Genomic DNA, 11,298 nt, shown 5'->3' with positions numbered 1-11,298 from the left:
TAGGCAGGGCTGTGGCTCAGCCCAGGCTGATCTGGGTCGCCAGCAGGGCCGCGCTTCCCGGCTTCCAGCGCGCGCGTACCGCGACCTGGCGTCCCACCCGCAGGCCGGCGCTGTTGCCGTTGCTGAAGCGCGTGGTCGCATCCCAGCGCAGTTGCCAGCCGTGCAGCAGGAAGGTCTGGCTACCGGCATCGAGCGCGCTGATGCTGCCGGCAAGCTCCAGTGGCTCGGCGGCCTGGGCCGAGACCTCCGTGGCCACCAGCACACCTTGCCGCATGCTGCCGTGCACTTCGACGGCAGCCCCCAGTTGCAGTTGCGCCAGACCTTCGATCTGTGCGCGGCTCGCATCCACGGGGACGCCGTCCAGCGAGAACTGACGTGCGTTGCTGAACTGCGTCACATGGCCTTCCAACTCGGCCTGGACGCCGTCCGGCGGCCGCAGGGCGTCGTCACGGGCCTCGATCAGTTCCCAGCTGCCGTCTGGCAGCGGCGCGCCCAGGGTCAGCCGGGCGACGGCGCCTTCAGCCAGGCCCGCGGGGATGGCGCTGGGGTTGGTGGCGCGCGCCACCAGCGGGCCGATCTGCAGCCATCCGGCGCTGCGGTCCACCGCGGTCAGCAGGCCGCGCAGCATGGGGGCGGTGTTTGCTGCACGTGCCGACAGCCGGGTGGCCAGGATGCGTCCCGCGACGGGGTCGAGCTGACCCCAGACCTGCACATCGGGTGGGGCACCGGCGGCACCCGGGCCGCGCACTGTGCTGCTGCCCACGCTCACCCGTTGCCCGAAGACGAGCAGCGTGCGGCTGTCCAGCCAGCTTGCGGGGCCGGTGACCTGGGTGTCCACGGTGATGGCGACCGCCGGCGCCGTGCCTCCCACGATGCTGCCGGCCAGCACGCGGGCCGTCATGCCGGGTGCGAGCTGCTGTTCACGAAGCGGCGCATCGTCGCCGTCGGTCAACACGGCATTGCGGGTGTCCAGGGTGATGCCACCGACCACGAGCGGCGTCGTGGCCGTCACCGCCGCGCTCAGGAAGCTGCGCACCCGCCCTGTGCCGCCGGTGGCGACGCCGAGCGGATGGCTGGTGGGCGCAGCACCCTCGTCCGTCGTGCCGCCGCCACCGCAGGCCGACAGGCTGGCACCGGCGGCCAGGGCGAGCCAGTGGCGGCGAAGGAGGGCGGCTTCAAGTGGGCTGCTCGGGCGGTTGGGATGAGGCATTGCGGGTCTCCAGGTCGGGTGCGTGATACGTGAAGAGGCCCAGGCGGGCCCGATGGGTGCCGGGCCGGCCGGCGGCCTGATCGGCCTCGATGAGGCGTTCGATTTCGGGAATGAGTTCGGCGCGCAGCCGGGCCCAGTGAGCGCGGGCAAGGTTGGCAATGGCAGCGGCCGACGCCTCGCTCAGTTCGTCGGCATAGATGGCCTGCTCGAAATGGCGGCGGTCGCGATGCACGACGTTGGCGGTGGCTGCCGCCAGGTGATCACCCACGTTGGCCCCCAGGAATCCGAACATCTGGGCATCGTCCTGTGTCGGCGAAACGCGATCTGGCTCGAAGTGAACGGTCAGGCCGTCTTCCGACAGCCGTGCCAGGCCCAGGCGCAGCATTTCGTCGAGCAGGCTGCGTGGATGCACATGCCGGGTGATGGACTGGGCCAAGCTGTCAAAGCTGGGCGCGGCGCCTGTGCGCGGCAGGTCGACGGGGCGGCCATCGGGGCCGGCGTAGTCGGGGTGGGTCATCCAGTGGGCATACGCCCGGCCGGCAGGGCTGGGGCGCTGGGTGTCCAGCGGGGGCAGCTCGCCGCTGAGCCGGGCGACTTCCCGGCGACTCAACCCCGTGGCGATGGCGACCTGGCTCACGTCACGGCCCCCGCTGCTGCCTTGGCCCAGGGGCTGGCGGGCCTCACGAGCTGCCCGCACGAAGGCGCGCTTGAGCAGTTCTTCCACGGGTGCATGCGGCAGGCCGTGCGCGATGCACAGGCGAGCCAAAGGCACGAGCAGAGCCTCGATGGCGGGCAGTAACAAATCATCACGTTTGTCCATTTGACGAGTCAATTCTGATCGCTCACCATGAAATGCGCAATTTGTGCATGTGTTAGAAACCGTAAAACCGATAAGGAGAGCCGGATGCCGAGCTACACGTTGAATGTGAACGGCCGCGACCAGCAGGTCACGGTGAGTTCCTCGGGGATGCCACTGCTGTGGGTGCTGCGTGACGTGCTGGGCCTGACCGGCACCAAGTACGGGTGCGGTATCGAGATCTGCGGCGCTTGTACCGTATGGGTGAACGGGGAGCCGAAAAAGAGCTGTGACATCGACGTGTCTTCAGCGGTCGGCAAGCGCATCACCACCATCGAAGGGCTGTCTGCAGAGCGCAGCCATCCGGCTCAGAAAGCCTGGGTGCTGCACCAGGTGCCGCAGTGCGGCTACTGCCAGAGCGGCATGTTGATGAGCGTGGCCGGGGCGATGAATGCGGGTCACCACGGCGCCAGCATCGCCAGCGAGGTCAACAACCTGTGCGTGTGCGGCACCTACCAGCGCATCAAGACGGCCGTGGCCGGCTTGTGAAGGAGACTGTCATGAATGCACGCATTCCTGAAGCTGCCGCCAGCCTGGACCGCCGCCAGTTCGTCACCGCCATGGGCGGCCTGACACTCGGCCTCACCCTCGGCGGCAAGGCCGAGGCTGCCGCTGCCACTGCGGTCAATGCCTGGCTGACGATCGGCAGCGACGGCAGCATCACGCTGGCCAGTGGCGCCTCCGACATGGGTCAGGGCTCGTTCTCAGGCCTCGCGCAGATCCTGTGCGAAGACCTGATGGTGGACCCCGGGCAGGTCAAGGTCGTGCCGGCGGCGCCGTCACTGGCGTCGCCGGCACCCGTGGGCGTGGCCATCAACACCGTGGGCTCCAGCGTCACGCGCAACAATTTCTGGCGGCTGCGGGATGCCGGCGCCATCGCGCGGGAGATGCTGGTCAGTGCCGCGATGGTGGAGATGGGTGACACGACCCGCGCCAACTTCGCCGTCAGCAATGCCGTGGTCACCCATCTGCCGACCGGGCGAAGGCTGGGCTACGGCGACCTCGCAGCCCGCGCTGCCACGCTGCCGGTGCCGACGTCGGCGCCGCTGGTGCCGGATGCGCAGCTGCGTTGCATCGGCAAGTCACTGCCGCGCGCGGACATCCCGGCCAAGGTAGACGGCAGCACGGTGTACGGCATCGATGTGCGCCGGCCGGGCATGGTCTATGCCGCCATCCGGCACTGCCCGACCCTGGGTGGCGTTCTGGCCGGTGTTCCCGCGGTGCCCAGTGGGGCGCTGGCTGTCGTGCCGGTGAAGATCGCCGCCGGTACGGGCCGAGGCCTGGAGGCGGTGGGCAATGTCAACGCCGTCGCTGTGGTGGGGTCGACCACGTGGGATGCCTGGCAGGCAGCCCGTCGGCTGTCGCTGAAGTGGACGCTGCCGGCCAACGCAGTAGCGTTGAATACCGATCAGTTCATGGCCGACGCGCAAGCTTTGATGAACAGCGCCACGCCCTATGTCGCCGGTGCAGCCAACCCCGCGGGTACCGCCTATACCGTGGAGCGCAGCGGGACACCGGAGGCAGCGATTGCGGCGGCGGACGTGAAGCTCGAAGCCAGCTACAGCCTGCCTTATGTGGCCCATGCCTGCATGGAGGTCCTGAACTGCACGGTGGACTACCAGCCGGGCGTCAGTTGCGAGGTCTGGGCGCCGACGCAATCGGCCAAGTCGGCGCTGACGCTGGTCATGGCGCTCACGGGCATGACGGCCGCGCAGGTCACGGTCCACGTCACGGCGCTCGGCGGCGGCCTGGGCCGCAAGGCGGAGCTGGACTTCATCTCGCAGGCCGTGCAGGTGGCGATGGTGATCCGCAAGCCGGTCAAGCTGATGTGGCCACGCGAAGAGGACTTCACCCACGACCAGTACCGTCCGATGGCGCTGGTGCGCGTGCAGGCAGGGCTGAACAAGTCGGGGCAGGTGCTGGGATGGCGTTATCGCAATGTGTCACCGTCCATCCTGGGCCAGCGGGGCGTGGTGCTGCCGGCGACGGGAGACAGCCAGGGCTACGAGGGCTCCCATGGGCTGCCGTATGACTTCGGTGCGCGATTGACCGAATGGGTCAGCCATACCGCGGGTGTTCCGGTGGGCTTCTGGCGTTCGGTGGGGGCGTCGATCAACACCTTCGCGGTGGAATCGATGATCGACGAACTGGCCTTGGCGGCAGGCGCCGATCCGTACCAGTACCGCCGTTCACGATTGACCAACGCGCGCTGGCTCGCCGTGCTGGATGCCGCTGCGCAGGCCGCGGGGTGGGGCACGCCCGCCCCCAGCGGCCGCAGCCGGGGCATTGCCATCGGAGCGGCCTTCAACAGCATCGTGGCGCAGGTGGTGGAGGTCAGTGCAACCACCACAGGCCCGAAGGTCACCCGGGTCTGGCTGGCCATCGACTGCGGCTGGGTGGTCAACCCGAACTCGGTGGAGGCGCAATTGGTCGGCGGTGTGGTGCACGGCCTGAATGCTGCCCTGTACGGCAAGCAGACCTTCGTGAACGGTGCCGCTCAGGCGAAGAACTTCAACGCCAGCCGCATGCTACGACTGAGCGAGATGCCGCAGGTCGTGGTCAAGCTGATGCCGCAGCCCACGCTGCTGGACCGCGGCCAGGTGATGGGAGGCGTGGGCGAGTTGGGAGTGCCCACGCTGGCACCGGCCCTGGCCAATGCCTGGGCGCGGCTCAGTGGCCAGCGGGTGAGGGCGCTGCCCTTCTACCCGAAGGCCACCATGGGGGATTGACGCTCAGCGCTTGGGCTGGGTCAGGCGGGGGCCGTTGTTGTGGCGCGGGGCGCCGCCATCTCGCCCCGGCTGCCCGCCAGCGCGCGGCGCCTGCTGGCCTTGCGGGCGCGGCGCCGGTTTGGCACCGCCGTGGCCGGCATGCGCCTGAGGCTTGCCACCCGGGCGACCGCCGTCGCGCGAGCCGCCGCGGTTGTCGCCGCCGCGGCCACCGCCCGGCCGGCCACCGCGGCCCGCGTGTTGCGGCGGGTTGGGGTTGCGGCCCCGGCTGCCGTTGGGGTTGAGCACGGTGCGGCCGAGCACGATGGGCTCGGGCTTCTCGTTCGGGTTGGGCTCGAAGCCCGGCACCATCTCGCGCGGGATCTCGCGCTTGATGAGCTTCTCGATGTCGCGCAGGAAGCCGTTTTCGTCCACGCAGACCAGGCTCACCGCCTCGCCCTGGGCGCCGGCACGGCCGGTGCGGCCGATGCGGTGCACGTAGTCTTCGGGCACGTTGGGCAGCTCGAAGTTGACGACGTGGGGCAATTGGTCGATGTCGATGCCGCGCGCGGCGATGTCGGTGGCCACGAGACAGGTCAGGTCGCCGCTCTTGAAGTCGGCCAGCGCCTTGGTGCGCGCGCCCTGGCTCTTGTTGCCATGGATGGCCATGGCGCTGATGCCTTGTTCGTTCAAGTAGTCCGTCAGGCGGTTGGCGCCGTGCTTCATGCGCGTGAACACCAGCACCTGGTGCCAGTCACCGCTCTTGATGAGGTGCACCAGCAACTCCTTCTTGCGCTCGCGGCCCACGGGGTGGACCTTCTGCGCGATCTGGTCGTTGGTCTGGTTGCGGCGGGCCACTTCGATCAGGGCCGGCTGGTTCAGCAGGCGGTCGGCCAGGGCCTTGATCTCGTCGCTGAAGGTGGCGCTGAAGAGCAGGCTCTGCTTTTGCGCGGGCAGCAGGGCAAGCACCTTCTTGATGTCGTGGATGAAGCCCATGTCGAGCATGCGGTCGGCTTCGTCGAGCACCAGGATCTCGACCTTGGACAGGTCCAGGTTGCCCAGGCCCGCGTGATCGAGCAGGCGGCCAGGCGTGGCCACGAGGATGTCCACGCCGTCACGCAGCTTGTTGATCTGGGGCTGCATGCCGACGCCGCCGAACATGACCATGCTCTTGAGCTGCGGCAGGTACTTGCCGTAGGTCTGAACGCTTTCCTCGACCTGGGCGGCGAGTTCGCGGGTGGGGGTCAGCACCAAGGCGCGGATGGCGGGGCGGCCGCGCTTGTCGAGCGTGCGCTGACCGGCCTGGAGCCGATGCAGCATGGGCAGCGTGAAGCCGGCGGTCTTGCCGGTGCCGGTCTGGGCACCGGCCATCAGGTCGCCGCCCTTGAGCACGGCGGGAATGGCTTGCGCCTGGATGGGGGTGGGCGAGGTGTAGCCGGCGTCGGCGATGGCTTGGAGCAGGGGCTGCGCCAGGCCGAGGGTGTCGAAACTCATCGAATCCTAGGAAGGGGAGGGCACGCCAACATCACCGGGGCTTGCCGTGCCGCCGGGGAGGCGACACCAGTCTTCGGGCAAGCCAGGCCGCGTGCGGGGGCTCTGAAAAGAAGAACGCCGCGCAAGACTGAGAGCGCGGCGTTGCGTGCATTCTAGCGGCTGCTCGCCGCGCGAACTATTTCGAAATTGTGACCCAGTCCATGCTGGCGAAGTTATTCGGCGAATGCGGGATGCTCACCTCGCGCCGCATCGCCCACGGGATCACCTGCCGGTGCAGCGGAATGATGTTGACCTGCTCGCGGAAGGATTGCAGCGCCGCCTTGACCAGGCCTTCGCGCTTCTTGGGGTCGGTTTCAATGGTCGAGGCCGCCGCCAGCGCGTCGCCCTCGTTGTTGACGGACCCGCCGTAGTTGGACACCCCCACGCCTTGCTCGCCACGATTGCGCAGCACGGGCGTGAGCATCACCTCCGCATCGGTCGAGCCGCCGCCCCAGCCCGCCAGATAGAGGCTGGTGTCGAACTTCTCTGCCTTGGGGAAGAACAAGGTGCGAGGCAGCGCGTTGACCTTGACCTTCACCTTGATCTGCGCCCACATGCTGGCCAGCGCGATGCAGATGCGCTCGTCGTTGATGTAGCGGTTGTTGGGGCAGTCCATCGTGACCTCGAAGCCGTCGGGGTAGCCGGCCTCGGCCAGCAGCTTGCGGGCCTGTGTGAGGTCGTAGGGCAGCCGGGTCTCGACCTTGGGGTCGTTGTAGCCACCGCGGGGTGAGGATGTCAGCCCGCCGGTGGGCACCGAGTAGCCGCTCATCAGCTTGCTCTTGATGGCCTCGATGTCGATGGCGTGATAGAGCGCGCGGCGCACCCGCACGTCCTTGAACGGGTTCTTGTCGCCGGGCACGTTGGCGTAGAGCAGCTTGTCGCGCGACTGGTCCATGCCGACGTAGACGAGGCGGTTCTCTTCGCCGTCCAGCACCTTGAGCTGCGGCAGGGTGCGCAGCCGGGCCAGGTCGCGCGGCGGCGGGTCGATGACGAAGTCGATTTCGCCGGAGATGAGCGCGGCGGTGCGGGTGGCGTCATTGGAGATCGGCATGAAGACGAACTCCTGCAGATTGCCCTCGAACTTGCCCCACCAGTTGGGGTTGCGCTTGAAGACCGTCTTCACGCCCGGCTGGCGCGAGACCAGCATGAAGGGGCCGGTGCCGTTGGCGTTCTGGCTGGCGTAGGACTCCTCGCGGTTCTTGAAGTCCAGCGGCCGTGTGACGCGGTTCTGCTCGCTCCAGCGCCGGCTCATGATGTAGAGGTTGCCCAGCATCTCAGGCAGGATGGGGTTGGGCTTGTCCAGCGTGAAGATGACGGTCAGCGGGTCGACCGCCTTCGGGATGCCCACGGCGTTCGCGTACACGCGGTGCGGCGAGTTGGGGTCGCGCAGGCGTTGCATCGAGAACACCACGTCATCGGCCGTGAACGGCGTGCCGTCATGGAACTTCACGCCCGGCCGCAGCTTGAAACGCCAGATCAGGGGCGTCGCCTGCGTCCACTCCGTGGCCAGGCTTGGCCCCATGCTCAGGTCCTTCATGCGCCGGGTCAGCGCCTCGTAGACCTGGTTGTTGAGGCTGTTCGTCATGACCTCGTTCTGCGAATGCGGATCAGTGGTCTGCATGTCGCCCTGGCTGGACCAGCGCAGGGTCTGGGCCTGGGCCAGGCCGGCAATCAGGCTGACGAGCAGCAGCGCCAGACGGCGGCTGATGCGTGAATGGCTCATCCTCTTCCCCCTTGTATGAACTGCCGGCGCAGTCTGGGGTGGCCCCGCGGCGGCTGCCTCGGGATGAACCCCAAGAACGGTGGGCGGGCATCGGCGACAATGCAGGGCAACGCAGGCCCTCTCCGGGGCCTGCCGCTGTTTCAAGGACTGCCATGGCCCAATACGTTTTCTCGATGAACCGTGTCAACAAGACGGTTCCCCCCAAGCGCCACATCCTCAAGGACATTTCGCTGTCGTTCTTCCCGGGCGCCAAGATCGGCGTGCTGGGGCTGAACGGTTCGGGCAAGTCCACGCTGCTGAAGATCATGGCCGGCGTCGACAAGGAGATCGAGGGCGAGGCCATCCCGATGCCGGGCATCAAGATCGGCTACCTGGAGCAGGAGCCCAAGCTCAACCCCGAGCAGACCGTGCGCGAGGCGGTGGAAGAAGGCATCGGCGGCGTGCTGGCCGCCAAGAAGCGGCTGGACGAGGTCTATGCCGCTTACGCCGAGCCGGATGCCGACTTCGACAAGCTGGCCGCCGAGCAGGGCGAACTGGAGGCCATCATCGCCGCCGCCGGTTCCGAGAACACCGACCTGCAGCTGGAGCTGGCCGCCGACGCCCTGAACCTGCCGCCCTGGGACGCCCAGATCGGTGTGCTGTCGGGCGGTGAAAAGCGCCGTGTGGCCCTGTGCCGCCTGCTGCTGTCCAAGCCCGACATGCTGCTGCTGGACGAACCCACCAACCACTTGGACGCCGAAAGCGTGGAGTGGCTGGAGCAGTTCCTGCAGCGCTTCCCGGGCACCGTGGTGGCCATCACCCACGATCGCTACTTCCTGGACAACGCCGCCGAGTGGATTCTTGAACTCGACCGCGGCCACGGCATTCCCTGGAAGGGCAACTACTCCGACTGGCTCGACCAGAAGGAACGCCGCCTGGAGCAGGAGCAGAAGTCGGAAGACGCCCGCGCCAAGGCCATGAAGGAAGAACTCAAGTGGGTGCGCTCCAACGCCAAGGGCCGCCAGGCCAAGAGCAAGGCGCGTCTGGCCCGCTTCGAGGAACTGAGCGACGTCGAATACCAGAAGCGCAACGAGACCAACGAGATCTTCATCCCCGTGGCCGAGCGCCTGGGCAATGAAGTCATCGAGTTCGAGAACGTGTCCAAGAGCTTTGGCGACCGGGTGCTGATCGACAACCTCAGCTTCAAGGTGCCGGCAGGCGCCATCGTCGGCATCATCGGCCCGAACGGCGCCGGCAAGTCGACGCTGTTCCGCATGATCCAGGGCGTGGAGCAGCCGGACTCGGGCACGGTCAAGATCGGCAAGACGGCCAAGCTGGCCTTCGTCGACCAGAGCCGCGCGAGCCTGGACGGCAGCAAGACGGTCTGGGAAGACGTCTCCGGCGGCCTGGACAACATCGTGGTCGGCAAGTTCGTCATGCCCAGCCGCGCCTACCTCGGCCGCTTCAACTTCAAGGGCAATGACCAGCAGAAGCTGGTGGGCTCGCTCTCCGGCGGTGAGCGTGGCCGCCTGCACCTGGCCAAGACCCTGGCTCAGGGCGGCAACGTGCTGATGCTGGACGAACCGTCGAACGACCTCGACGTGGAAACCCTGCGCGCCCTTGAAGAAGCGCTGCTGGAGTTTGCCGGCTCGGCCATGGTCATCAGCCACGACCGCTGGTTCCTGGACCGCATCTGCACCCACATCCTCGCCTGCGAGGGCGACTCGCAGTGGTTCTTCTTCGACGGCAACTTCCACGAGTACGAGGCCGACAAGAAGAAGCGCCTGGGTGAAGAAGGCGCGCGCCCGAAGCGCGTGCGCTTCAAGCCGATCAAGTAAAGCCCGTCGGCCCGGGGCGCGGTTCACCGAAATTGAAACGCACCCCGACCCCCGACACAGTTCTTTACCGGGTGCCCAAAGATCCCACACAGGCCCCCCTGAAGATGACTGCACCCCAGTTCTTCAGGAGGCCAGTGATGACAACGCCCCGCACCCCGCATTTCTTCCGTATCGCGCTGCTGACGGCCGCCCTGGCCGTGGGCGGTGTCGCCGCCCAGGCGCAACCGGGCCCTCGCGGTGGCCCTGGCGGACCCGGCATGATGGCGCCCGGCGGCCTGTTCGGCGGTCACATGGACCACATGCTCGACCTGGTCAACGCGACGGACTCGCAGCGCAGCCAGATCGACGCCATCTTCAAGGCGGCTCGCCAGGACCTCGCCGGCCAGCGCGACACCGGCCGCAAGCTGCACGAGCAGATGGCCACGCTCTACACGGCCACCAACGTCGACGCCGCCGCCATCGAGAGCGTGCGCGCGCAGCTGAGCGCCCAGCACGAAGTTGCCTCCAAGCGCATGAGCCAGGCCAGCATCGATGCGGCCCGGGTGCTGACGCCGGAGCAGCGCGCCAAGATCGCCGAGGTCATGAAGAAGCGCCAGGCGCGCATGGCCAGCCGTCAGGCGGGCTGAACCGGTTGATCTACCCATTGGCCCCAGGCAAGGAGTTCTGCGATGCTTGAGCCCCGTTCCACCGGCGCCGAGGCGCGCCGGCTTCCCATTTCTTCCCTCGCCCCGGTGATGAGTAGCGCCCGACTCCTGTTGATTGACGATGATGCCCGCCTGACCGGCATGGTGGGCGACTATCTGCGTGCCGCCGGCTTCGAGGTCAGCACCGCCGGCACGCTGGCGGCGGCCCGCGAGGCGCTGGCGCACAGCCGCTTCGAGCTGCTGGTGCTGGACCTGATGCTGCCCGACGGCGACGGCCTGGACTTCTGCCGCTGGTTGCGCGGCGATGCGCGCTGGCGCCACCAGCCGGTGCTGATGCTGTCGGCCCGCGGCGAACCCATGGACCGCATCCTGGGCCTGGAGCTGGGCGCTGACGACTACCTCGCCAAGCCCTTCGAGCCGCGCGAACTGCAGGCCCGCATCAAGGCCCTGCTGCGCCGGCTGGAGCCCAAGCTGGATGGCGACGAGGTGTTGCGCTTCGGTCGCCTCGAGATCGACCTGGCAGCCCGCGTGGCGCGCCTGGACGGCAAGATCTGCGACCTCACTAGCCACCAGTTCGACCTGCTGGTCGTGCTGGCGCAGAGCCCGGGTCGGGTGCTCAGCCGTGACCAGATCATGGATGCCCTCAAAGGCCACCCGCTGGAAGCCTTTGACCGCTCGATCGACGTGCATATCTCGCGCATCCGCGCCGTCATTGAGGACGATCCCAAGAACCCCCGCCGCGTGCTGACGGTGCGGGGTGCGGGCTACGTGTTCGCGCGCAAGCAGGACGCCGACGCGGACGCCGCCTGA

The 11,298-nt window shown here is 67.9% G+C and carries 9 protein-coding genes; 5 read left to right on the top strand and 4 right to left on the bottom strand.

Features of this window, described 5'->3' with window-relative positions:
• Positions 1 to 16: 16 nt before the first annotated feature.
• Positions 17 to 1,210, bottom strand: a complete 1,194-nt coding sequence (locus tag CDO81_RS02695) for a DUF5666 domain-containing protein (protein ID WP_088481599.1) — start codon at positions 1,208 to 1,210, stop codon at positions 17 to 19.
• A complete protein-coding gene (locus tag CDO81_RS02690) occupies positions 1,176 to 2,030 on the bottom strand; it encodes a DUF6502 family protein (protein WP_088481598.1) in 855 nt (284 codons plus the stop codon). The genes CDO81_RS02695 and CDO81_RS02690 overlap by 35 nt, the downstream gene beginning before the upstream one ends.
• Before the next feature lie 84 nt (positions 2,031 to 2,114).
• On the opposite strand from CDO81_RS02690, the gene CDO81_RS02685 reads away from it, so the two are divergent.
• Both CDO81_RS02685 and CDO81_RS02680 read left to right on the top strand, forming a co-directional pair.
• The gene (locus CDO81_RS02685; protein ID WP_088481597.1) at positions 2,115 to 2,555 is read left to right on the top strand and encodes a (2Fe-2S)-binding protein; all 441 of its coding nucleotides are present in this window, start codon (positions 2,115 to 2,117) and stop codon (positions 2,553 to 2,555) included.
• Positions 2,556 to 2,566: 11 nt separating this feature from the next.
• Positions 2,567 to 4,795, top strand: coding sequence for a xanthine dehydrogenase family protein molybdopterin-binding subunit (locus tag CDO81_RS02680; protein ID WP_088481596.1), 2,229 nt, complete (start codon positions 2,567 to 2,569; stop codon positions 4,793 to 4,795).
• A 3-nt stretch (positions 4,796 to 4,798) separates the two neighbouring features.
• Here CDO81_RS02680 and CDO81_RS02675 read toward each other — a convergent pair whose 3' ends face one another.
• Together CDO81_RS02675 and CDO81_RS02670 are read right to left on the bottom strand one after the other, a co-directional pair.
• Positions 4,799 to 6,265 (bottom strand): DEAD/DEAH box helicase, encoded by a 1,467-nt coding sequence (locus CDO81_RS02675; protein WP_088481595.1) that lies wholly within the window; start codon positions 6,263 to 6,265, stop codon positions 4,799 to 4,801.
• A gap of 175 nt (positions 6,266 to 6,440) precedes the next feature.
• Positions 6,441 to 8,027 carry an ABC transporter substrate-binding protein gene (locus CDO81_RS02670; protein WP_088481594.1) on the bottom strand — a complete coding sequence of 529 codons (1,587 nt, stop codon included), beginning with the start codon at positions 8,025 to 8,027 and terminating at the stop codon, positions 6,441 to 6,443.
• Positions 8,028 to 8,179: 152 nt separating this feature from the next.
• On the opposite strand from CDO81_RS02670, the gene ettA reads away from it, so the two are divergent.
• The 3 genes from ettA (at position 8,180) to CDO81_RS02655 (ending at position 11,298) form a co-directional block, all read left to right on the top strand.
• A complete protein-coding gene (gene ettA / locus CDO81_RS02665) occupies positions 8,180 to 9,844 on the top strand; it encodes an energy-dependent translational throttle protein EttA (protein WP_088481593.1) in 1,665 nt (554 codons plus the stop codon).
• Positions 9,845 to 9,981: 137 nt separating this feature from the next.
• Complete coding sequence (locus CDO81_RS02660) at positions 9,982 to 10,470, top strand: Spy/CpxP family protein refolding chaperone (RefSeq protein ID WP_158218144.1); 489 nt, start codon at positions 9,982 to 9,984, stop codon at positions 10,468 to 10,470.
• A gap of 108 nt (positions 10,471 to 10,578) precedes the next feature.
• Entirely contained in the window at positions 10,579 to 11,298 is a 720-nt protein-coding gene (locus CDO81_RS02655) for a response regulator (RefSeq protein WP_088482416.1), read from the top strand.

It is taken from the genome of Roseateles puraquae, assembly GCF_002205845.1.
Classification (GTDB): Bacteria; Pseudomonadota; Gammaproteobacteria; order Burkholderiales; family Burkholderiaceae_C; genus Pelomonas; species Pelomonas puraquae.
The sequence above is the reverse complement of the archived record's forward strand: the minus strand, read 5'-3'. Positions and strand labels throughout refer to the sequence as shown.